Below are 22,037 nucleotides of genomic sequence, written 5' to 3'. Positions count from 1 at the left end.
GATTCCGGATCGGCGCCGCTTCGCGGCTTGTCCGGAATGACGACCATATTTGAAGAGCCGACGCGCCCTCAGTCTTTCGCCTCGTCCCTCTCCGCCTTGACCGCGCGCGAATGGGCCGTCTCGCCGCCATGCTTGAGGATGTCGGCCTCCTCGCTCCATTTCTCGGTGATGCCCCGGCCGGGGAAGCCGGCGAAGGCCGAGACGTAGCGAATTTCGGCCTCGCGCAGGTCGGCCAGCTGATCGAAATGCCAGATGCCGAGGCGGTTGAGATCGGCGGCAGTGGCCGGGCCGATGCCCTTGATCAGTTCGAGATCGTCGGGCTTGCCGTCGCGGGCGGTCTCCAGCAGATTTCCCGGGCGCTCGCCGTCCAGACCGTCCGTGGCCATGTCGACGACATTGGCCTGACCTTGCGTTCCGTCATCGCGTGACGAGGAGACCAGGCCGGCTTTCGCGCGCCGGGCGAAGTCCGTCTGTTCGCCGGCGGCCAGCGTCTTTGCCTGCGAGACCCAGGCCTCGCGCTCGATCCGGCCCGGGAATGCGAGATAGCCGCCGACCCATTCGATATTCTGCGCATCCCAGGCCGCTATCTGGTCGAAATGCCAGATGCCGAGCCCATGCAATCGGCCTTCATTCTGCCGGCCGACACCCTTGATCAGCTTGAGGTCGTCGGCCTTGCCATCGCGCGCCAACTGGATTCCGGCCGGCCGGACACCGGGCAGGTCGTCTTCGCCCTCGACTTTCGGCATCGCATCGACCGGCGCGACGACGGCTGTCGGCGCAGCTGCCGGCTCGACACTGGCGACCGCCTCCGACACAGCAGGCGCTTCGATGGCGGCTTCGCGCGTCGCCGTGCCGGCAGGCAGGAGACTGACCAGCAGCCAGCCGACGACATAGGCAGCCACGAAAAGCAGGCCGGTTTCGAGCCAGAGCGCGACCTTGCCGTTGACGGTCTGCGACCAGGTCGATGCCGCCACCACGGCCCAGATCAAAGCGAGGACCGTCAAGGCGCGGCTCCAGCGCCGGGCAGGACCGGGCCGGGCGAGCCAACCCATGACGACGCCCATCGCGAAGGCAGCGAGCAGGAACCAGACGAATTTGGAGGCGAGATACAGCATGAGCGCGCGCCTTACTTCGCCACGGTGAACTGGACGCGGCGGTTCGCGACGCGCGCCTCGGCCGTGCCGTGCGGCGAGAGCGGCCGCTCGGAGCCGTACCCGGTCGCGGCCAACTGGCCGGCATCGACACCGCGCCTGACGAGTTCGTCGCGGACACGCATGGCGCGGCGGTTCGACAGGTCGCGATTGTCGAAGCCATAGCGCTCGCCATCGACATTGGTGTGGCCTTCGATGGTGATGCGCGAATTCGGGCATTGCTTCAGGATATCGAAGACTTCGCCGATGACGCGATCCGTCGGGGCGTCGAGCGCCACCGTAGAGGCGCCCTGCGCGAAGAGGACCGTGTTGCGTTTGGTCAGGGCATCGAGATCGGCCTGGCAGGTGTTGGGCGGATCGATAAGGCAGCCCGTCTGGCGCAATCCGATCTCGGCACGCCCCGTCATGCCCGCCGGCAGGCGCGAGGCCAGGCTTGTCTCGACCTCGGCCTTGATGAGGTCACGGCAGGTCAGGCCCTGTATCACCAGTCCATCCTCGCTGAGCCGCGCCGTACCGAGATCGAGCCGCAACAGGTTCGTCACCGCTTCGCGGGCGGCGACGGAAAAGCCCGCCGGCGCGCCGGGAACGATCTGCGTCTCGTCGGTGAGCTTGCCCTCGAGCGGAGACGCCTCGACCAGAGTCAGGAGCGCAGCGCGTGCGGCATCGTCCGGCAATGCGCCCGACAGGGTCAAGCCCGAGCGATCGACGGAGGCCGTGAGCACATAGGGGCGCAGCGCGATCTGGGCCAGTCCACCGCTCAGTTCCACCCCGCCCGGAAGCGGCCTCTGCGCCAGCGCCGTCGTCAACCGACGCAGGGCCTCGCTGTCCGCTACCGCGCCCGAGAGGCTGGCCCGCGGTCCCTGGATCGAAGCCGCTCCTTGCGTCATACGGCCCAGAGATTCGAGTAAAAAGCGAATCGCGCCAGATGGACCCGGCGCTTCGCTCAGATTGGGCTCGAGCGTCAGGCCGTCCGCGATCGTCGCGCCTGGAACCATCTGCCGAGCCAAATCGAGCATGACGGCACGCGCGGCTTCGTCACGGACGGTACCCGACAGCGCCAGCCGTCCGCCTTCCAGCGTCGCGCTCCAGCGTAGCGGTACCGCCGGCGCGGGCAATGAGGCTGGCGGGGCCGGCATGGACAGGTCGAGCGGCGGAATGTCCGGCAGCGCCGGCATCTCCGGGAGCGGAGGCGGTGGCGGCGGCGCTGGCGGACAGGCGATGCTTGCCTGCGCGACGGAATCGGGGCCGTCGGCCTGCGCGATCTGGAGTCGAAGCGCCTGACAGGAGTCGTAGTCGGCCGGCCCCTCGCCGCTCAGGCGGTAGCTCTCGCCGCCGATCTCGACCTTGCCGCTGCGCAATCTGGCGAGATCGGCGATGGCGCGGGTCGCCTTGAGCAGAAAGGCGCTCGGCTCCCCGAGAGCCGGCAGGGTCGCATCGGAAATGCGGATCGGATCGGGGAAGCTGCGGCGCAACAGCGTTGCGATCTGCTGCCTGACAGCGTCAGAGGGGTAGAACCCGGTCACGTCGATCGCGCCGTCGGCGCCGCGCTCGGCACTCCAGCGGAAGTCGGCAATGCGCGGCGGTTCGAGCGCGCAATCGACAGCCTGGAAGCCGTCTTGGGCGAGCGCGGCGCTGGCTTGCTTCAACGCCAGAAACTGCTCTGGGGTCGCGGCCTGCCCTTCGATGCAGAAACGTTGGTCGTCGAGCGCGACCTTGCCGGCCGAGAGTTTGGCGAGTTCGGCGATGATAGAGCGGGTGATCGCGGCGAAGCCCTGAGGCGCTCCGAAGGCAAGACTTTGCCGGTCGTCGATGCGCAGGTTCGGCAGCGCTTCGCGCGCGGCCGCGACGTTGGCCATCGCGGTTGCCTCGTCCGGTGTGAAACCGCTTATAACAACGGCCTCCGTCAGGCGCGTCGCCGACCAGCTATAGGGTTTTTGGGCTACGGCCTGCGAGAGACCGCCGAGCGCGCGGCGGACGCCGAATTCTGCCCGCAGCCGCGACATCGCGGCACCGGCGCCCTCGGTCGACAGCGTTTCGCCGCCGACATCGATATCGCGTCCGACGACGCGGACCGTGACCGGCCGCGCGCCGGGCACCTCGCCGCCGGCAGCGACGGCCGCGACCGTGGACCGATGGCCGACATCGCGCTCGATGGCATCGCCGAGCATGGCGTTCCCGGCAAACCAGAGCACGGCCAGCGGCACCAGCCCCCACAACCACCCAGCCGGCTTGACCATTCCCCACTCCGAGCACCGCGCAAGGCTTCGAGCCAGCCACGCCATCGCGGCCGGCTCAACGGAAGCGCAACCGCCGCATCATGATATCTAAGGCGAAAATCCGCCTGTCTTCAATAGCTTGCCCAAACGTAACGACGATCTTCCACAGCCGCCGCAGGCATAAAAAAAGCCCCGGGTTTCCCCGGGGCTTTCTGACGAGATCGGGAGACCGATCAGAAGTCGCGCTGGATGCGCAGACGACCAGCAATCGCATCTTCGCTCTTGATGCCGAGAAGGGCATTGCGACCGCCAAAGTTGTTGACGGTCGTAACCGGCGAACGAACATCGAGGTGCGAGTAGAGCACTTCCACGCCGATATCCAGGCCCGACACAGGCGACCAAATCAGGTTGCCGGCGATGATGAATTCCTTCGGATCAAGCGAACGAACGTCGAGCGGGTTGAAGTAAACGCCGCCACCGTTCAGGTAGCCGAGCTTCAGCTCCGAATACGAAGCCGAGATCTCGGTACGCAGTTCCGGGGTCCAGAAGTGCTTCAGAGCAGCCACGATCGAGAAGCCGGTCGTGGTCTTGACGTTGTTGCCAATACCCGAGAAGGCGGCATCAGCAAGAGCCAGAGCACCCAAACGGCCGAGGCCGAACGTGCCCGAGTTCCAGCCGAGATAGCCAATCGCGCCATCGGCGTAAGCAGCCTGCAGAACGAAGGTGTCGCCAGCGGCGATCATCGGCAGGTTGAACTTGACACCTGCCTGAACGGCGTAGCCCATCTCGTCGCCTTCGACAGCGCCTGCGATGTTGCCGGTGGTCAGCTTACGCTGGGTCAAAGCACCCGACAACTGCGCAGCGCCCCAGCCCTGCTCGACACGGAGCGAAGCCACGACATCCGGGAAGTCCTGGCCCTGATAGGTCGAGCCGGGGAAGTTGACCTCGCGGCCGCCGGTTCCCGAAACGCGATCTTCAAGCGAAACCGTCGCCGAGAAGCCCGAACCGAAGGTCGCGGTGTAGGCCAACAGGTTCAGACGGCTGTCAGCCGTACGGACCGAGTTGAAGTTGAAATCGTTCGGGTAGAAGTCGAAGAACGACTGCGCACGACCGGCCGTGATCGGGCCGAACTGGACGAACGCCATGTCGAGCAGCGAGCCGGTCGTGCCGACGCCGCGGCCGAAGCCGGCGGTGGGGACGGACGCACCAGCGTTGAACGGCGAGATGCCGGCAGTGCTGTAGAGACCCGAGTTGTTGGTCAGCTCGTAGCGGATGTAGGTACGCAGCGTGCCGTAGGCGGTGGCCGTGCGGGCGTCGATGTTCAAACGGCCACGAGCGCGGGTGCCGTAGGCGTCCTGGTTGTCGCCGAAGCGCTCACCGACCAGATACTCTGCACGAACACGTCCGCTGACGCGCAGGCAGGTCTCGGTGCCGGGGATGTAGAAGAAGCCTGCGCCATAGGCGGAGCAGACGCGAACGTATTCGACCGGAGCGGCCTTCCGCGAGGGAAGGTCGGCGGCCTGAGCCCCGGCAACCGCGGCGATGCCGGCGGCGGAACCGAGGAGGAGGCTCTTAACGAGCTTCATTGGTAACCTCCAAAAAAAGTTTCGAGACCCTCGGGTTTTGGTCTGTTCTGTTGTCGGCCAGCCCCAGGAGACCCAACCGACGAACTCGCCTATTCCCGGCCTTTCCCCCTTGTCCCTGAACCATTCAGAGGCGAGGAAGAAAAACAGCGACCGGGAGTGTCCCGACGCACAATCACCATACGAATGCGTGATCGCCGATCAACCTCGATCATGGTCGCGCACCCCGTCTGGGGGTGCTTTGCCCCCCGGTGTTGCAGGCGCGCCACGCTTTAAGGCGCCGAATTTAGGTTTGGTTAACCAATCGGGCCTGGACACGTCGAGAAACCGACCCGTTTTCGATGGAATCCGTCGGAGCAGGCCGGTTGCAGGCAGGGAATCGGTCGGGCGCTCGGGCGTGAATCACGACCCACGCATCTACCCAATAGCCCCCACCCTGAGGACCGTGGGTTGGTCCAACTACGCTAATATTCCCATTCCGCGCCGACACCGACCGCGGCGCTGCCGTCGGCTCCAGTTTCGGCCTGGATCTTGAGGCGGCGCGTCACGTCGATGCCGATCGAGACGCCGCTATCCTCGGGCTTGGCGCCGGCTTTCACGCCGACGGAGACGTTGTTGCCGATATAGCGGGAGACGCCGATGGTCGGGCCGCCGGCTCCGACGGAGATGTCGAGATTGTCGACGCCGAGCGACTTGCGCAGCCGCTCGAAGGAATCGTCGCCCCCGCCACCGGCGAACTGCGCCGCCGTCTGGGCGAGCTGCAGCGCCTGGAACGGCGAGAGCGAGCCGGATGCCCGCGCAAACAGGATGCGCGATAAGACCTCGTCCTGCGGCAGCTGCGGCTGCGAGGTGAAGGCGAATTGCGGCTGGTCGGCCGGGCCGGTCACGATGATCTGCGCCGTCACATCGGACGCGCGGGTTTCGGCAACGAAGTCGAGCTCGGGAATCGTGCCGCCGGTGAAGCTGAGCCGGCCGCGGCTGAAATCGAGGCGCTGGCTGAGAACGCTGAGGCGGCCGCGCCGCAGGTCGAAGCCGCCGTCGATGCTCGGGGCGGCAAGCGTGCCGCCGACGCGAATCGCGCCGCCGAGCTCGGCGTCGATGCCGCGTCCGCGGATGAAGACGCGATTGGGCGCCGAGACGGTGAGGGCAAGCGCCGCATCGAAGGCCGGCGCCGGGCGGCCCCGCCCCTTCCCGGCAGGGCGCGCCTTGCGGTCGGCCGCCAGGCGCGCAGCGGCCGTGCCGGTGGCTTTGACGTGCCTGATTCCATCGACCGGCCGAAGCGAGGCCGGGAGACGGTCCGGCACCGCCACATCCAGCGAGGCGATATCGACGCGGCCGGAGATGCTGGGACGCTGGGCGAGCGGCCCGGACAGGTCGAGCGCGAGATCGGCGACGGCGGTGACGATGCCGTTAGAGACCAGTTGCGCGCGGTTGCCCTGCAGCCGGATCGTGCCCGGGAACCCTGCTGCCGGATCGAGCCGTACCTGGCCGCTCGCCGACAGCGTGCCGCCATTGGCCGTCCGGGCGCCGGCGCGCTCGATCGTCAGATTGTCGCCATTGGCGGCGATGCGGGCCTCGATCGCGGTCAGGCGCAGCCCCTGCAGCGCGTCGGTGAAACTGCCGTTGGCGAAGGTGGCGGTGCCGCTGAGGCGCGGCTCAGTCGTCGTCCCCGCAGCGCGAAAATCGAGCGCGACTGCACCAGTGAGGCGCTGGCCATTCGCGGCGATCATCGGATTGACCAGGGCGGCATCGATCCGGCCTTTGGCAATCAGGTCGAGGGCGCCGGTGGCATTCAAGGGAGCCGAACCGCGCAGCGTCAGATCGGCGTTCTTGCCAGCGTTCAAGGTCGCGTCGACGCTGGTCCGGTTGCCGTCGAGCTGGCCCTTTCCGGCGATCTCGACCGGTGGCAGGCCGGCCTGGCGCGTCTCGGGCGTGACGAGACGAGCGATGCGGAGCTGCCAGGGGCCGGTCGGAGCATCCTGCCGTCCGCCGATCTGGGCCTGGGCATCGAGCGTCCCGACGAGATCGAGCTTCGGCGCAAGGATGCGCGCGGCGGAGAGCGGGACGTCGCGGGCGGCAAAGCGCAAATCCAGCGTCTCGCCGGCGCGGCCATCGAGCGTGACGCGGCCGGCGTCGATGGCCAGCGCCAGACCCGCGATCTCGACGCCGCCAGCCGGGAAGCTCAACGAAGCAGGATTGGCGAGCGCGATGCGCCGGCCGTCGCGGCGTGCCTCGAAGGAGGCGAGTTCCAGCTTCAGCGGCGCGCCGGGCACGAGCCGGCCGGCGCCGTTCAGGGCAAAGCCGCGCGCCGCCGCGCTCAGCGTGAAGGCGCTGGCATCGGGGGCGCCTTTCGAATCGAAGCGGATCGCGCTGATGGGCTCGCCGGAGACCACGGCGCGGTCGATCGCGATGGCGGCATCGAGCGCCGGCCGGCCGTAGACGTCGCTCGCAGCCAGGTTCGCATCGAGCCGGTCGATCGCCACGGAGGGGCCGGAGAGCTTGGTGCCGCGTGCGGCGAGCGTCGCATTCTGCCGGCCCTCGACGACCGACAGGCCGATATCGGCGTCGATCTGGCCGCCGAGCTTGGTCAGCGCCAGCGCCGAGAGATCGTCGAGATTGCGGGCGGCGAGGGTGACGCGGCCGGCGGCGCGGCTCGCCTGATCGAGCGTCAGCGCGCCGTTCAGCCTGACAGAGCCGATGGCAAGATCGAGCGCCGAGAGGTTCCAGCCGTCGCCGGGCAGGCGCGCGAAGCGGACATTTCCCTTCGCCGGCTTGGCCTCGATCTCGCCGTCGAGCGTCACCTGCGAATCGAGCGCGCCTTGCAGGTCGCGGATGACGGCATCGATCGCGAGACGCGGGATCGGCCGGCCGAGCGCGCTGGCATTGGCGACGGCGATGCGGGCGGTGGCATCAAGGCGGTCGCGCGGGCCGGTGATCCGCGCGGCGACATCGCCGCGGCCCGAGAGCCGCGCATCGGCGCGCTTCAGATCGGGCACGGCGATGGCGAGGCGCAGATCGGAGGCGACCTGAGCGATGCTGCCATCTCCGGTGAAGGCGGCGTGCTGGCCAGCCAGGCGCAGGCCCGTGACGGTGACGTCGCCGGCGAGCGCCCGGATCTGGCCGGCCAAGGTGAGATTGCCGGCGAGCAGGCGGTCCAAAGCGGGCTCGCCGGTGACGAGGCGGTCGCCACGTCCGCTCAGGGTCGCGCCATAGGCTGCGGTCTTCGGCGTCGCATCGAGATCGGCCGCAAGTTCGGCCCGGCCGGCGAGTGCGCGACCGGCGAGCGTGCTCATGCGCGAGAGATCGGGCAGCACCGCACGGGCCTGGCCTAGGATGCGGGCCTGGCCGAGCTTGCCCTTGTAGTCGAGTTCGACGCCGGACATGGCGAGCCGAAGAGCCTCGAAATCGGCGGTGGCATCGTCGTTGCCAGTGCCGCGCAGGGTGAAGACGACGCGGTCTCCGACGACGCGGGCGAGCGCGGGATCGGCAAGGGCGACGCCCGTCGCCTCGCCATCGGCGACGAGCGCGACGCGCGTGCCCGCCTGGTTGAGCGCGCCGCTGGGTGTCGCGGTGAAGCGCGCGGCGATCTTGTCGAAGCTGCCGGTCGGCAGGCGCGCTTCGGCCGCATCCAGCGTAGCGACGATGGCGGGGCCGGCGACAGGACCCTTGATGGTCGCCTCGAAGGCGAGTTTGGCGATCTCGGTTCCGGCCGCCTTGGTGCGCCCTTCGGCATTAGGACGGGCGGCCGCGGTGACGCGCAGATCGACGGTCTTGTCGGGATTGTAGCGTCCCAGGATGTCCAGCCGCGCCAGCGCCGAAACCATTGCGAGCGTGCGGATGTCGACCGCGCCGTCGTCGAGGAAGCCGACCGTGCCGTCGAGCCGCGTCGAGCCGGCGAAGACGGGGGCGACCGGCGCCGGCATCAGCCCTTCGATACGGGCATCGAGCGCCAGCGCGAGCTGGCGACCGGCGCCGACACGGGCGAGATTGGCCGAGCCCTGCGCGCCGATGGTGTCGCCGGCGGTGAAATTCAGCGTCGAGCGGAAGGAATCGAGCGGGCCGTCGCCGTTGATGTCGAGCTTCACCGGCGCCTCGCCCGGCAGGCCCGCCATGCGGGAGATCAGGCCGCCGGGCGCCTCGTCGAGCTTGGCGGCGATCTGCAGGCGAGTCGTCTGCGGCACGAAGCCGAGGCGGAGAGTGAACTCGCCCTGCCGGTCGAGACGACGGGCATCGAGACGAAGGTCGAGCCCTTCTGCGGGCGGCCCCAACGTCGCGGCGCCATTGGCGCTCAGGCGCGCGGCCGTTCCCACGACAGGTTCGCCGAGTGCGAGTTCGCCGAGCTGGAAAGCCGTGACGACGACCTTGAGCGGCAGTTCGGGCAGGATCGGCGCGTCGTTGACGGGCGCGCCCGGCGGTTGGGGAGCGGGTTTGCGCAGGATTTCGAGCTTGCCGATCTCGAGGCGGTTGACCTCCAGCCGGCGCAGCAGCAGCGCTGTGCGGGTCCAGATCAGCCGGGCGCGGTCGAGCCGCAGCCAGGGGCCGTCACGATCCGAAAGCACGATGTCGCGAATGGTCACGTCGGAGGACAATGCGCCCTCGACCGCGCCGATCGAGACCTGGCTGGCGTCACTGGACAGTGCCCGCGAGATCAGATCGGCGATGACGCCGCGATCGGTCTGGGCGTTCTGGGCAAAGCCGCCGAAGCGCGACGAGACGACGAGGCCGGCCAGCAGGAGCACGGCGAGGAGCGCGAGACGCGGAAGGGTGAGGCGCATCCGCATCAGAAGGCCTGCCCGATGCTGACATAGACTGCGACAGGCTTGTCGCCCTTGCGGGGATTGAGGGGAGCTGCGACGTCGAGGCGGATCGGGCCGATCGGGGTGTAGTAGCGCAGGCCGAGGCCGGCGGCGAGCTGGAGCGTTTCCTTGAAGTTCGGGATGCTCGATTCGAATGCCGCGCCTGCGTCGAAGAAGGGCACGATGCCGATCGTCTCCGTGATCTTGATGCGGGCCTCTACCGAGCCCTCGAACAGGCTGCGGCCGCCGGTCAACTGACCGAACGGGCCGAGCGGCGAGAGCGTGCGATAGGCGTAGCCGCGGACGGAGCCGCCGCCGCCGGCATAGAAGCGGCGCGTGGCGGGGATGTCGGCGAGCCCCTCGCCCGCGATCGAGCCCAGGCCGATGCGGCCGGCGAGGACGTAGCGCGCGTCCTCGTCGAGCGCGTAATAGGCCGAGATCGCCGCCTTGCTCTGGACGATGCCGACGGTCGAGCCGAGGAAGGTCGGATACGGCGTCACCGAGGCCGTGGCCCGGATGCCGCGTTTGGGATCGAGCAGGCTGTCGGTCGAGTCGTATTTCGACGAAAGCGGTATGCCGACCAGTGTGTAGTCGACCTGTCCGAGCACATCGCTGGTCTGGCCGTGTTCGACCTCGATTCCGGCCTGGACCGAGAAGGTATCGCTGAAGCGGCGCTGGATCGCGGTGGTGACATTGCCGTAGCGGGCCGTGTAGCCGCCATAGCGAGTGGTGCCGACGCGCTGCCGCGTCGCCATGCCGTCGAGCAGCCAGTCGTAGCGGCTGCCGTTCAGGGCCGGCTTGAGGAAGCTGAAGCCGAAGCGGCCGCCGAGATCGGAGCGCTCGAAATCGCCGAAGCGCTGGATCTTGCTGCCGTCGATGCGCGGAGCGAGGAAGAGATCGGCCTCCAGCCGAAGCCTTTCCGCACCGCCGAAGAGGTTGCGGTGCTCCCAATAGGTCTTCACGGCAGGGCCGTCGATGGTCGAGTAACGCGCCGAGAAGCCGATCAGACGCTTGGGCCGTTCCGTCGTCTCGACGAAGATCGGCAGGTTGCCGGCGGCATCGAGCCGGTCGGCCTCGCGGATACGCACCGAGCCGATGGCGGGAATGGTGTTGATCGATTTGCGCGTGTCGGCCAGCGCCTTCGGCGAATAGGGGTCGCCGGGCTCGAGATAGATGAAGGAGCGGATTACGGCCGGCGGTACGTCGCCAGTCTCGCCGATGGTGACGTCGCCGAAGCCTGCCAACGGACCGGGATCGACGACGTAGGTCACGTCCATGATGCGTGCGGCGTGATCGACCACCGGGCGCAACTCGACGATCTTTGCCAGCGGCCGCGACTGCGCGCGCAGGTAATCCACCAGCGCGGCCTGGGCGGCCCGCAGCGAGGCAGAGGTCGCGGGATCGCCGGCCTTCAGCCGAGAGACCCTGCCGGGATCGGCGATCGCCGGCTCGGCGCCCGTGCCGCGCTCGTCGACCGCGATGCTGCGCAGCGCGAAGACCGGGCCGGGGCTGACGCGAACGACGATGGGCGCGGGTGCGCGGTTGCGATAGGCATCGAGCGCACGCACGAGCGCAGCATCCGGCTCGGCGCCGGGCTTAAGCGCCGCGCCATCGACGGTAAGCGCGACCTCGGCGTTGAAATAGCCCTGCGACCAGAGCGCATCGACGACCGGATTGAGATCGGCCGCCATGCGACGTGCCAGGGTCTCGCCATCGGGCGGAGAGTCCTGACGTAGGCGGTAAAGCAGCGAGGCGTCCTGCAGCGAGCGGGTCAGGACCTTCGCATCCGGCGCGTCACCCAGATCGAACTGCAGCTGGTACGGCAAAGTCGTCGCGCTTGGAGCGGGGGGCTCTTCTTTCGAGCCGAACCAGCCAAAGATATCGAGCGACGACAGGTCGAACGCCTGAGCCGGCAGCGCCTGGACCACCAGAAGGGTCGCCACCGCGCCCCCACCCGCAAGAATGCGGGTCGTGATCCGCCGCAACCGCATTCGTCCTCCAGGCAACGCCACTGCTCGTCCAACAGGTATCGTCTAAATTTGTTCCGATCGTGATCGCGGCAGGCGCGGAGCCACGACGCCCGATCAGCGCAGGGTCAAGGATACATCCGCCAGGGGGCTGAGACGGGTTAAGATTTCGCCCTTGCCCGGTGAGAGGACGCCACCGCACAGGCTGCCGGTGGTGACGATCTGGCCGGCGCGAAGTCCGCCCATAAACTCGTCCTTGCAGTTGGCCCATGCAAGAAATGGCGTCATCGGATCGCCGTTGGCGTGCACGGCCGGCTGGTCGTAGAGCGTTACGCCATTGAGGGCGATGAAGCAGGTCAGCCCGCTGACGTCATCGAGCACCTTGATGTCGAGATCGGGGCCGATGACGTAGCCGCCATGGCCCATCGCATCGCCCAGCCAGAGCGGGAAGGCGACATTGCCGGACCAATCGGCGAGGCGGCTCTCGACGATCTCGATGCCGAGGAAGGCCTTGTCGCAGCAGGCCAGCAATTCGGCGCGGCTGTAGGGCTGACCGGGACGCCGCGGCACGTCGCGGCCGAGCCGCAGGCCGAGCTCGATCTCGACGCGCAGTTCGGCGCCGATGGCGCCGTGATAGGTGTCGCCGGGTTTCAGCCAGGGCCCCGGCATGAGCCCGGCCACCGCCGTGCCGTCCGCCGCGATCGCGACCTTCCAGCCGGCCTCGACATGACCCAGATTCCGGGCAACGGCGGCCTGTACGTCGAAACCTTCCCGCAGCGAAGCGGGAATGGGCAGGCTCGCCAGAGGCAACAGCGACTTGTCGCGTCGGGCGGCGACCAGCGCGTCGCGCAGGGTTTCGGTCGTGGTCGGCATGCGTTTCGCCCCTGTCATTTCATGTCGTTGCGCGGAGCATGCGCGGAACGCCCTGCCCTTGCCAACCCGCTACAGGGCCGAGCAGGATCGAACAAGGCGGGTCTGTGCCTGCTCGACCACACACTCCAGCCAAGGATCAGCGGCGGGATCGGGCTTATCGTCGAGACAAAAGAAGGGGAACACGACATGACCGCTTCGGCCAACAACCGGCGCATCGACTATATCGAATTCGTCGTCGCCGACCTGGCGCGGGCGCGCGACTTCTACGCTGCGGCCTTCGGCTGGACGATGACGGATTACGGTCCGGAGTATTGCGCTTTCGCCGACGGGCGGCTGGAGGGCGGCTTCACGACACAAGGCGTGCCGCAGCCCGGCGGGCCGCTGGTGATCCTCTATGCCGACGATCTCGCCGTGACGCAGGCAGCGATCGAGGCGGCCGGCGGCACCATCGTCAAGCCGGTCTTCGACTTCCCGGGCGGCCGGCGGTTCCATTTCTCCGACCCTGACGGGTACGAGCTGGCCGTGTGGTCGAAGGCTTGAGCCATTCTGCCAAAAGCCGGAGAGCACGGATCTTTTTTGTGATAGCATCGGGCTTCGGAACGATGGAGGCTACCATGCGTGTCATCGCACTGCTGCTCCCGGCCTACCTCAACTGGCTCTGCGACGCGTTCAGAGTGAATCCGGATTCACTGACGAAAGGCCGACGGGGCAACCTGCCGCCGCCATCGGGCGGCATCGGATCATACTGAAGGACGGTCTTCGGCCCGAAGAACCGCGCAATGCGGCAGCTCTTCGGGCCAGTCGAGGGAAAACGCGGCTATTCCGGCTTCGGTGCGGTCGGGCGAGCGGCGCAAGCGCATGGGCGCGACCCATGACGGTGCCGCGTCCTCTGAGGAGTTAAGCGTCAGCCCCGCAGCATATCCATCGGCGCGGCATAATAGCGGAAGCCATCGCCTGCCTTGGCGAGATTGCCGAAACCCGGCCAGGCGAAGTGATAGGACATCACCGGCGTCTTGTTCTCGGCCAGCGAGGTCAGCAGGCGCACACGCGACTGCACCGCCTGTTTGGGATCGCTGTCATAGGCGAATTCGAGGCGTGGATTTTCGGTGAGCAGCACTGCGTGATGGGTCAGATCGCCGAGGAAGGCGAAGGATTTCCCGCCTGAACTGACGTTGAAGATGTGATGGCCGGCCGTGTGCCCGGGCGCGGCGATCGCGGTAACGCCCGGCAAGAACTCCTGCTCGTCTTTGAAGAACACGATCCTGTCGCGCACCGGCATCAGGTTTTTGCGGGCGTGCTCGACAAAAGCCTTGAGCGGCCCGCCGAGCTTGCTCTCATCGGTCCAGAAGTCGAGATCGGTCTGGCTGAGATAGATCTGCGCGTTCGGGAAGTTCGCCTTGCCCTCGGCACTGCAGATGCCGCCGATATGATCGATATGGGCATGGCTGCAAACGATGGCGTCGATGTCGGCAGGCGCGATTCCGGCCTCTTTCATGCTCGCGAGCAGGCGCCCCGTCGTCGGGCCGAAGGCCTTCGAGAAGCCCATGCCGGTGTCGAACATGACGAGCCGGTCACCGAAATTCACGATCGGGATGTTCTGCTCCAGAACGACGTTGTCCTTCGGCAGGAAGCTCGTCTCGAGCATCTTGTAGACGGTCTCCTTCGGCACGCCGACGAAATTTGTGCCGGGATCGCCGAGCGGAAGCGGCCCGTCGGAGACGACGGTGACCTCGGCCTGGCCGAGGCCGAAGCGGTAGAAATACGGCGCCTGATCCTTCGCGAGCGGAGCCTTGGCGAACGCCTGCGAACCGAGCGGGAGGGCCGCGCCGGCAGCGAGCGCGGCGGCACCGCCCAGAAAGCCGCGGCGGCTGGACCCGGGTACGACGATCGAATGGCTGGGCATGGCAATTCCTCCTGAGGGATGGGTCCGGCGTTGCCCGCCGGTCGTCTTGTCGATGGGGCGGGCCGACCGCCTGCTACGGTCCTGCGATGAGCCCGGCCTTCCCAAAGATGCACCTGCCTGAAGGACCGGGGCAATCCCCCTTCGCTCGATCGGAGATCGATAAAGCCGGGCGGCCGGCATGATCCTGCCCGCATCTTCGGCGTGTCATGAGCCTGCCGCAGTGCTAGCGTTTTAGCAGCGCTATCCGCATGATCAGGAGCCCATACGATGGCAGGCGACACGCAGTTCAACCGCCGCGACACGCTGAAGGCGGGCGCCGTCATCGCGGCCAGTGCCGCCCTGCCCTCCGGGCTCGCAGCGCAGGCGCCGGCGCGGATGAAACTGCGATTGCTGGAAACCACCGATCTGCACGTCAATGTCGTGCCTTATGATTATTTCCGCGATGCGGCCGACGATACGGTCGGGCTCGCCAAGACCGCGACGCTGATCAAGGCGGCACAGGCCGAGGCGAAGAACAGCCTGCTGTTCGACAATGGCGACTTCCTGCAGGGCTCCTCGCTGGGCGACTACATCGCCTACAAGAAGGGGCTGAAGGCCAGCGAGACGCACCCGATCATCGCCGCGATGAACGCCCTGCCCTATGCCTGCGGCACGCTCGGCAACCACGAATTCAACTACGGGCTGGAGTTCCTCGAAAACGGCCTGGCCAAGGCCGAGTTCCCGCTGGTCTGCGCCAATGTCGAGCGGGTCGGCGGGGCGCCGCTGGTCGATCCCTGGCGGCTGTTCGAGCAGAGCTTCGAGGACGAGGCCGGCCAGAAGCACATCCTCAAGATCGGCGTGATCGGCTTCGTGCCGCCGCAGATCATGCAATGGGACAAGGCCAATCTCGACGGCAAGCTGGTCGCCACCGACATCGTCGATGCGGCGAGCAAGCATCTGCCAGAGCTGATGAAATCGACGCCCGACATCGTCATCGCCTTGTGCCATTCCGGCATCGCCGGCGGCGAGCGCAAGGGCATGGAGGAGAATGCGGCGCTGTATCTGGCGAAGCTCGACGGAATCGACGTCATCCTGACCGGACACCAGCATCTCGTCTTCCCCGGCGGCAAGGCCTTCGACGGGATTGCCGGGGTCGACAACGTCAGGGGCTCGCTGCATGGCAAGCCGGCCTGCCAGCCCGGCTTCTGGGGCTCGCATCTCGGCATCCTCGACCTCGACCTGGAGAAGCACGGCGAGCGCTGGCGCATCGCCGATTTCAAGGTCGAGCCGAAGCCGATCTACGAGCGCACGCCCGACCGAAAGATCGTGCCGAAAGCGGCGGCCGAGCCCTCGGTGCTGGCCGCCGTCAAGGCCGACCACGAGGCGACGCTGATCTATATGCGCGAGCCGGTCGGCGCGACCGCCTCGCCGATCAACAGCTTCTTCGCGCTGGTGGCCGACGATCCGTCAGTGCAGATCGTCGCCGAGGCGCAGATTGCCTATGGTAAGGGGCTGATGGCGCAGACGCAGTGGAAGGCGCTGCCGGTGCTATCGGCGGCGGCGCCGTTCAAATCGGGCGGTCGGGCGGGGCCGGCTTTCTTCACCGATATTCCGGCGGGACCGCTGGCGCTGAAGAACATCGCCGACATCTATCTCTACCCGAATACCGTGCAGATCGTGAAGGTGACGGGCGCGCAGCTGCGTGAATGGCTGGAGCGATCGGCGGGCATCTTCAACCGCATCGATCCGGCCAAAACCGATGAACAGCCGCTGATCAATCCCGGCTTCCCGGCCTTCAACTTCGACGTGATCGACGGCGTGACCTACCATATCGATGTGACGCAAGCCTCGCGCTATGATAGCGACGGCAAGCTGATTGCTCCGCAAGCGCACAGGATCATCGATCTCGCCTTCGAGGGCCAGCCGATCGACGAGAGCGCGCAATTCATCGTCGTGACCAACAATTATCGCGCCTCGGGCGGCGGCAATTTCCCCGGCACCAAGACGACGGTGGTGTTGGAAGCGCCCGATCTCAACCGCGACGTGATCGTGCGCTACATCCTCGACAAGAAGACGATCGAGCCGAAGGCCGACGGCAACTGGTCGCTTGCCCCCCTGCCGGCTGGGGTAAACGTGACCTTCGTGACCTCGCCTGCCGCGGCCGGCAAGCTGCCGGAAGGATTGAAGGCAGAGGCCGTGGGCGATGGCGGCGAGGGATTTGCCAAGTATCGGCTGAAGGGATGACGAGACGCGCAGCGGCCTAGCCGACCGGCGTACTGCGCTGCGCCTCAAGAAGGCCATGCGCGGTCTCGACGATGCGTTCGACGCTGACAATCTCACCCGCTTCAGGATCGAAACAGACGCCGTCATGGCCGGCGACCAGGGCTGCGGCGAACACGAATGCGAAAGCGCCTTCGAGGAAGCTGCCGCCCCAGGAGAACGCGACGATGCGTGCGATCGAGCCCGCGCGCTCGCCGAAGGCCTCGGCCATGTCCGGGTCGCGCAAGGGATCGACGATCTGGATTTCGGCGCCTGCCCGCTCGCCGGCGAGGCCGCTCGGGAGAAAGCCGTCGAGATCGTCGAACTCCATCGCGTCGGGCAGATCGAGCTCGAAGCCCAGGCTTCGCGCCCCGGTCACAATCCCCGCTGCCGTGACGACCTCTCCGGCCGGCAGCGCAACCCAAAGCTCCATCGACATTTTCACCTCCCCAGGATCATAATCTGTTCATTATTTGTTCTCCGACACCCCGTGTCAATAGGGTGTTGCTAGGCCTACCCTGCCTCCCCAGGCCTCAAAGCCGTGGCCGGAGGACGACGCTTACAAACCTGCGGGCCAATGGTTCTAAACTCGCCGTTAACCTTGATCGGTCATTCGGATCAGTAGTGGCTTCGCGCGGGCTGTACCTGCTGCGGCGCAAGAGTGGCAAACCATGCGGCTGATCGTCGGCACAATCATCGTCTTCGTCTGCGTCTTCGGCAGCTACGCGGCTATGGGTGGCCACCTCGAGGTCCTTTGGCAGCCGTACGAGTATGTTATCATTCTCGGTGCAGCGATCGGTGCCTTCATCATCGGCAACCCCGCGCCGGTGCTCAAGGCCGTGCCCTCCATGCTCGGCATGCTCGTGAAGGGCCCCAAGTACAAGCAGAAATGCTATGTCGAACTGCTGGGGATGCAGTATTCATTGTACAAGCTTGTGAGGCAGAAGGGCCTGCTCGCGATCGAGCAGCACATTGAAAGTCCGAGCGAGTCGACGCTGTTCAACGCCTTCCCGACTTTTGCAGCGAACCATCATGCGGTCGAGTTCGTCTGCGACTACATGCGCATGGTGTCGCTTGGCGCCAACAACGTTCACGAGATAGACGCGCTCATGGACGAGGAACTGGAAACGCACCACCAGGAGCAGGAGCGTCTCGTTTCGGCCATGCAGTCGCTCGCCGACGGAACACCGGCGCTCGGCATCGTCGCCGCCGTGCTCGGCGTGATCAAGACGATGGGGGCGATCAAAGAGCCGCCGGAGGTGCTGGGACATCTGATCGGCGGCGCGCTCGTAGGCACCTTCTTCGGCGTCTTCGTCGCCTACGGCTTCTTCGGGCCCATGGCGCAGTCGCTCAAGGGCCTCTTCGAGGCGGAATCCAAGTACTACCTTTCACTCAAGGCGGGCCTCCTCGCCCATATCAGCGGCCAGCCGCCGGTGATGGCGGTAGAATTTGCCCGCAAGGCTCTGATGAGCGACGTCCGCCCGACCTTCAGCGAAGTGGAAGCGGCAACCGCCGCTCTGCCCGCCTAGATCTGATCCAACCTCCAGTAGGAACTCGATGGACAAGCCTATCCAGCCGATTATCATCAAGAAGGTCAAGAAGGCCGCTCATGCGCACCACGGCGGGGCCTGGAAGATCGCCTATGCGGACTTCGTGACCGCCATGATGGCGTTCTTTCTGCTGATGTGGCTGATCAGCATGACGACGCAGGAGCAGAAGAACGGCCTTGCGGAATACTTCGCGCCGACGACTGCTCTGAGTCCCAGCGCCAGTGGCGCTGGCGGCATGCTGATGGGCACCGCCCTGGACACGTCAGGCAAAAAGTCTTCGGCGCCCCGCGACACGGCGAAGGGCACCACCAAGCAGGAGGACGGAGCGCAACGGACCAGCTTGGGCCGCGCCAACGACCGCGAGGTCAGCCGCCCGGCTGCCAACGAGCAGGCCAACCACAGCGCCATAGCCAGCATCCGTCAGGCGCTCCAGAAGATGCCCGAAATTGCCGAGCTGTCGCGCAACATCGTGATCGAGCCGACCAAGGATGGGGTAGACGTTTCCCTCGTGGACCAGGACGGCCGCTCCATGTTCCCCGAGGGCTCGGTCCAGCCCTACGAGCGCACCCGTCTCGTGCTGGAGGCGATCGCGCCCACCCTGCGCCGGCTGCCCAACCGCCTGTCCGTCACCGGCCATACGGCCGCCGCGCGCCCGGGCTCGGTGCGGGCCGTCGAACCCTGGAGCCTCACCACCGGGCGCGCGCTCGCCGTGTTCGAGATCCTGTCGGGTGCCGGGCTCCCCAGCGACGGCTTCGTTTCCGTGGCGGGACGCGCCGACACCGAGCCGGTCTCCCCCGACAATCCCTACCTCGCGCCGAACCGACGGGTGACGATCACGCTGCTCAATGCGGAGCCGCCGCTGCCCCCGAACCTCTTTCGCTGACGACAAGGCGCCTCGGCCGCCTCAGAGTCCGTTTGAGACTGAGCGCAGTGGCTGGCACGACGCAAGAGGCTGACCATTGCGACGCGGATCATGGCCTCACCGTTGATTCGCTCGTGAACCGAGACGCCCCGCAGCGGACATTATTGAAGTCCGGACAGGGCCAACTCCCATCGCCAGACATTGACCGTCCAATGCCTCAGACGCGTCGAAACCTGCTTACCCCTCCACCAATCTCCGTGCGATCACCTGCGCCTGGATCTCCGCCGCGCCCTCAAAGATGTTCAGGATGCGGGCGTCGCAGAGGACGCGGCTGATGGCGTATTCCAGAGCGAAGCCGTTACCGCCATGGATCTGCAGGGCGTTGTCGGCCGCGGCCCAGGCGACGCGGGCGCCCAGCAGTTTTGCCATACCGGCCTCCAGATCGCAGCGGCGCTCGGCGTCCTTCTCGCGGGCGGCGAAATAGGTCAGCTGGCGGGCGATCAGGATTTCCACCGCCATCATGGCGAGCTTGTCGGCGACACGCGGGAAGGCGATCAGCGGTTTGCCGAACTGGATGCGGTCCTGGGCATATTTCAGCCCAAGATCGAAGGCCGATTGCGCGACGCCCACCGCGCGTGCCGCCGTCTGGATGCGGGCCGCCTCGAAGGTCTGCATCAACTGCTTGAAGCCCTGGCCCTCGACGCCGCCGAGCAGGTTTTCCGTCTTCACCTCGAAACCGTCGAAGGCGAGTTCGTATTCCTTCATGCCGCGATAGCCGAGCACCTCGATCTCGCCGCCGGTGAGGCCTGAGACCGGGAACGGGTCCTCGTCGGTGCCGCGCGGCTTTTCGGCGATCAGCATGGAGAGGCCGCGATAGCCGGCGGCGTCCGGGTCGGTGCGGACCAGCAGCGTCATGATGTCGGCGCGGACGGGATGGGTGATCCAGGTCTTGTTGCCGGAGACCTTCCAGACGGCCGCATCCCCCTCGCCTATCTTCACCGCCTTGGTGCGCAAGCTGGCGAGGTCGGAGCCGGTGTTGGGCTCGGTGAAGACGGCGGTCGGCAGCACCTCGCCGGCTGCGAGCTTCGGCAGCCATTTCTGCTTCTGTTCGTCGGTGCCGCCGCAGAGGATGAGTTCGGCCGCGATCTCGGAGCGTGTGCCGAGCGAGCCGACGCCGATATAGCCGCGGGAAAGCTCTTCCGAGACGACGCACATCGAGACCTTGGTCAGGCCCATGCCGCCGTATTCCTCGGGGATGGTCAGGCCGAAGACGCCGAGTTCGGCCATCTTCTCGACGACCGCCATCGGGATGTACTCGTTCTGGAGGTGCCATTCATGGGCATGGGGCGTCACCTCGGCGGCGCAGAAGCGGCGCATCTCCGTGCGGATCGCCTCCAGTGTCTCGTCGAGGCCGGGATCGCCGACGCTGATCAGGCCATGGTTCTGGCTGAAGAGCGAGACCAGGCGAGCGCGGTTCTCCGGTGTGTTGCCCTGCGCGATCAGGGCCTCTGCGGCCTCCGTGCGGGCGTCGGCGATCGCTTTGGCCGAGAGACCGAGTGCGCCGAGCCTCACGATCTCGCCCTGGCTCATCGGGATGCCGCCGAATATCTGGGCGGCGTATTCGCCGGCACCGATCCTGATGCAGTAATCCTCGGTCGCGCCGTAACGGTCCTCGGCCAGCAGGCGCTCGCCATAGGCCTTCATTTCGCGCAGGGCCATGACATAGGTCGCGAGCCAGGACAGGCCGTGAGCGGCGTGCTGCTCGGCCTCGAGCCTTGCGGCCGAGATCTTGCCGTCGACGAGCACCTTCTCGCGGACGGCGGCGATGGCCTGTTCGAGCAGAACCTCGAAACCCGGCAGGGCGGCGGCGATCAGTGCGATGGCGGTGGCGGGCGTCGGCGACTGCAGGGCGGCGTTGGCGCTCATGGTTGTTCTCCCCGTGTTGCGACGCAGCATAGGCCGAACAGCGAAGGGACGAAAAGCCGTCTTTCGGGTGAGGCCTACTTCCGGCTCGCCAGCACCACCCCGAGGATCGTCACCGCCATGCCGGCGATCTGGATCGCCGTCAGCGCCTCGCCGAAGAGGATCCAGGCCTCGACCGCGACCAAAGCCGGGACGAGATAAAGGAAGGTCGAGACGCGCGAGACGGCCCCGCGCCGTATCATCATCAAATAGAGCCCGATGCCGCCCAACGACAGCGCGAGCACCGACCAGGCCAGCACGAGAACCATGGTCAGGTTCCACTCGATACGCATCGGCTCCAGCGCCCAGGCGAAGGGCAAGGTCACCAGAAACGCGACGATGTACTGGACGGCGGTGACGGTGCGCAGGTCGCCGGTAACGATGCGGGCTTTCTGGTAGAAGGAGCCCAAGGTCACGGCGAACATGCCTCCGACGTTGATCACGACGGGGATCAGCACCGCCCACAGCGCGGCCGGCTCGACACCGGCGATCTTGGGCTCCAGTACCAGCGCGATCCCCACGAAGCCGCACAGGATGCCGAGCCAGCGGATGCGGGAAATCAGTTCGCCGACGAGCAGGGGCGCGAGCAGGGCCGTCAGGATTGGCTGCAGGCCTGCGATCAGGCCGGAGATGCCGGCGGGCAACCCATGCCTGACCGCCCACCAGACGCCGCCGAGATAGGCCGCGTGCAGCAGCAGGCCGGTCACCACGCAATCGAGCAGGGCTCGTCTGCCCTTCGGCCAGGGCGCGCCTATGACAATAGCGAGCGCCGCGATGAGCACGGCGGCACAGCCATAACGGACGACGAGGAACGTCAACGGATCGGCATAGAGCGCCGAATAGCCCGCCACCACCCAGCCCGAAGACCAGAGAAAGGTGAAGATCAGCGGGACGGCGCGCAGGAAGAGCGGAGATGTCAGCATTGTTCGCCTTTGC

Annotated in this window: 15 protein-coding genes; 5 read left to right on the top strand and 10 right to left on the bottom strand. The window is 66.8% G+C overall.

Annotated features, from left to right (window positions below):
* Positions 1–68: 68 nt before the first annotated feature.
* The 6 genes from AXW83_RS03510 to AXW83_RS03485 all read right to left on the bottom strand — a co-directional run bounded on the left by AXW83_RS03510 (position 69) and on the right by AXW83_RS03485 (position 12,586).
* Complete coding sequence (locus AXW83_RS03510; protein WP_066610687.1) at positions 69–1,115, bottom strand: hypothetical protein; 1,047 nt, start codon at positions 1,113–1,115, stop codon at positions 69–71.
* Positions 1,116–1,126: 11 nt separating this feature from the next.
* On the bottom strand, positions 1,127–3,388 hold the full coding sequence (locus tag AXW83_RS03505) for an OmpA family protein (protein WP_066610685.1): 2,262 nt from the start codon (positions 3,386–3,388) through the stop codon (positions 1,127–1,129).
* A 212-nt stretch (positions 3,389–3,600) separates the two neighbouring features.
* A complete protein-coding gene (locus AXW83_RS03500) occupies positions 3,601–4,953 on the bottom strand; it encodes a porin (protein WP_066610680.1) in 1,353 nt (450 codons plus the stop codon).
* 461 nt (positions 4,954–5,414) lie between these two features.
* Positions 5,415–9,731 carry a translocation/assembly module TamB domain-containing protein gene (locus AXW83_RS03495; protein ID WP_082766916.1) on the bottom strand — a complete coding sequence of 1,439 codons (4,317 nt, stop codon included), beginning with the start codon at positions 9,729–9,731 and terminating at the stop codon, positions 5,415–5,417.
* Positions 9,731–11,737: an autotransporter assembly complex protein TamA gene (locus AXW83_RS03490; protein ID WP_066610678.1), complete on the bottom strand. Its 2,007-nt coding sequence runs from the start codon at positions 11,735–11,737 to the stop codon at positions 9,731–9,733. Before AXW83_RS03490 ends, AXW83_RS03495 begins: the two co-directional genes overlap by 1 nt.
* 93 nt (positions 11,738–11,830) lie before the next feature.
* The gene (locus tag AXW83_RS03485; RefSeq protein WP_066610677.1) at positions 11,831–12,586 is read right to left on the bottom strand and encodes a hypothetical protein; all 756 of its coding nucleotides are present in this window, start codon (positions 12,584–12,586) and stop codon (positions 11,831–11,833) included.
* A gap of 186 nt (positions 12,587–12,772) precedes the next feature.
* Between AXW83_RS03485 and AXW83_RS03480 the strand changes: the two genes are divergently transcribed.
* The gene (locus AXW83_RS03480) at positions 12,773–13,126 is read left to right on the top strand and encodes a VOC family protein (protein WP_066610676.1); all 354 of its coding nucleotides are present in this window, start codon (positions 12,773–12,775) and stop codon (positions 13,124–13,126) included.
* 74 nt (positions 13,127–13,200) lie between these two features.
* Positions 13,201–13,335 carry a hypothetical protein gene (locus AXW83_RS28005; RefSeq protein WP_257722111.1) on the top strand — a complete coding sequence of 45 codons (135 nt, stop codon included), beginning with the start codon at positions 13,201–13,203 and terminating at the stop codon, positions 13,333–13,335.
* 155 nt (positions 13,336–13,490) lie between these two features.
* Here AXW83_RS28005 and AXW83_RS03475 read toward each other — a convergent pair whose 3' ends face one another.
* A complete protein-coding gene (locus AXW83_RS03475) occupies positions 13,491–14,489 on the bottom strand; it encodes an MBL fold metallo-hydrolase (protein ID WP_066610674.1) in 999 nt (332 codons plus the stop codon).
* A gap of 267 nt (positions 14,490–14,756) precedes the next feature.
* On the opposite strand from AXW83_RS03475, the gene AXW83_RS03470 reads away from it, so the two are divergent.
* Complete coding sequence (locus tag AXW83_RS03470; RefSeq protein WP_066610672.1) at positions 14,757–16,712, top strand: bifunctional 2',3'-cyclic-nucleotide 2'-phosphodiesterase/3'-nucleotidase; 1,956 nt, start codon at positions 14,757–14,759, stop codon at positions 16,710–16,712.
* 16 nt (positions 16,713–16,728) lie between these two features.
* Here the strand turns inward: AXW83_RS03470 and AXW83_RS03465 are convergent, their stop codons facing one another.
* Complete coding sequence (locus tag AXW83_RS03465) at positions 16,729–17,166, bottom strand: hypothetical protein (RefSeq protein WP_066610670.1); 438 nt, start codon at positions 17,164–17,166, stop codon at positions 16,729–16,731.
* A 232-nt stretch (positions 17,167–17,398) separates the two neighbouring features.
* Between AXW83_RS03465 and motA the strand changes: the two genes are divergently transcribed.
* Positions 17,399–18,256, top strand: a complete 858-nt coding sequence (gene motA / locus AXW83_RS03460; protein WP_066610668.1) for a flagellar motor stator protein MotA — start codon at positions 17,399–17,401, stop codon at positions 18,254–18,256.
* A gap of 28 nt (positions 18,257–18,284) precedes the next feature.
* Positions 18,285–19,160, top strand: a complete 876-nt coding sequence (locus tag AXW83_RS03455; RefSeq protein ID WP_066610666.1) for a flagellar motor protein MotB — start codon at positions 18,285–18,287, stop codon at positions 19,158–19,160.
* A 216-nt stretch (positions 19,161–19,376) separates the two neighbouring features.
* On the opposite strand, the gene AXW83_RS03450 is transcribed toward AXW83_RS03455, so the two are convergent.
* Both AXW83_RS03450 and AXW83_RS03445 read right to left on the bottom strand, forming a co-directional pair.
* Positions 19,377–21,065 carry an acyl-CoA dehydrogenase family protein gene (locus AXW83_RS03450; RefSeq protein ID WP_066610664.1) on the bottom strand — a complete coding sequence of 563 codons (1,689 nt, stop codon included), beginning with the start codon at positions 21,063–21,065 and terminating at the stop codon, positions 19,377–19,379.
* 74 nt (positions 21,066–21,139) lie between these two features.
* Positions 21,140–22,024: a DMT family transporter gene (locus AXW83_RS03445; RefSeq protein WP_066610662.1), complete on the bottom strand. Its 885-nt coding sequence runs from the start codon at positions 22,022–22,024 to the stop codon at positions 21,140–21,142.
* Positions 22,025–22,037 lie beyond the last annotated feature (13 nt).

Source organism: Bosea sp. PAMC 26642, assembly GCF_001562255.1.
Lineage (GTDB): Bacteria > Pseudomonadota > Alphaproteobacteria > Rhizobiales > Beijerinckiaceae > Allobosea.
The sequence above is the reverse complement of the archived record's forward strand: the minus strand, read 5'-3'. Positions and strand labels throughout refer to the sequence as shown.

What these genes read in the sequence shown, in the direction of transcription:
- AXW83_RS03475 (WP_066610674.1), bottom strand. Translation starts at nt 14,489, where the DNA reads ATGCCCAGCCATTCGATCGTCGTACCCGGGTCCAGCCGCCGCGGCTTT.
- AXW83_RS03465 (WP_066610670.1), bottom strand. Translation starts at nt 17,166, where the DNA reads ATGTCGATGGAGCTTTGGGTTGCGCTGCCGGCCGGAGAGGTCGTCACG.
- AXW83_RS03450 (WP_066610664.1), bottom strand. Translation starts at nt 21,065, where the DNA reads ATGAGCGCCAACGCCGCCCTGCAGTCGCCGACGCCCGCCACCGCCATC.
- motA (WP_066610668.1), top strand. Translation starts at nt 17,399, where the DNA reads ATGCGGCTGATCGTCGGCACAATCATCGTCTTCGTCTGCGTCTTCGGC.
- AXW83_RS03490 (WP_066610678.1), bottom strand. Translation starts at nt 11,737, where the DNA reads ATGCGGTTGCGGCGGATCACGACCCGCATTCTTGCGGGTGGGGGCGCG.
- AXW83_RS03510 (WP_066610687.1), bottom strand. Translation starts at nt 1,115, where the DNA reads ATGCTGTATCTCGCCTCCAAATTCGTCTGGTTCCTGCTCGCTGCCTTC.
- AXW83_RS03485 (WP_066610677.1), bottom strand. Translation starts at nt 12,586, where the DNA reads ATGCCGACCACGACCGAAACCCTGCGCGACGCGCTGGTCGCCGCCCGA.
- AXW83_RS03445 (WP_066610662.1), bottom strand. Translation starts at nt 22,024, where the DNA reads ATGCTGACATCTCCGCTCTTCCTGCGCGCCGTCCCGCTGATCTTCACC.
- AXW83_RS28005 (WP_257722111.1), top strand. Translation starts at nt 13,201, where the DNA reads ATGCGTGTCATCGCACTGCTGCTCCCGGCCTACCTCAACTGGCTCTGC.
- AXW83_RS03470 (WP_066610672.1), top strand. Translation starts at nt 14,757, where the DNA reads ATGGCAGGCGACACGCAGTTCAACCGCCGCGACACGCTGAAGGCGGGC.
- AXW83_RS03495 (WP_082766916.1), bottom strand. Translation starts at nt 9,731, where the DNA reads ATGCGGATGCGCCTCACCCTTCCGCGTCTCGCGCTCCTCGCCGTGCTC.
- AXW83_RS03500 (WP_066610680.1), bottom strand. Translation starts at nt 4,953, where the DNA reads ATGAAGCTCGTTAAGAGCCTCCTCCTCGGTTCCGCCGCCGGCATCGCC.
- AXW83_RS03480 (WP_066610676.1), top strand. Translation starts at nt 12,773, where the DNA reads ATGACCGCTTCGGCCAACAACCGGCGCATCGACTATATCGAATTCGTC.
- AXW83_RS03455 (WP_066610666.1), top strand. Translation starts at nt 18,285, where the DNA reads ATGGACAAGCCTATCCAGCCGATTATCATCAAGAAGGTCAAGAAGGCC.
- AXW83_RS03505 (WP_066610685.1), bottom strand. Translation starts at nt 3,388, where the DNA reads ATGGTCAAGCCGGCTGGGTGGTTGTGGGGGCTGGTGCCGCTGGCCGTG.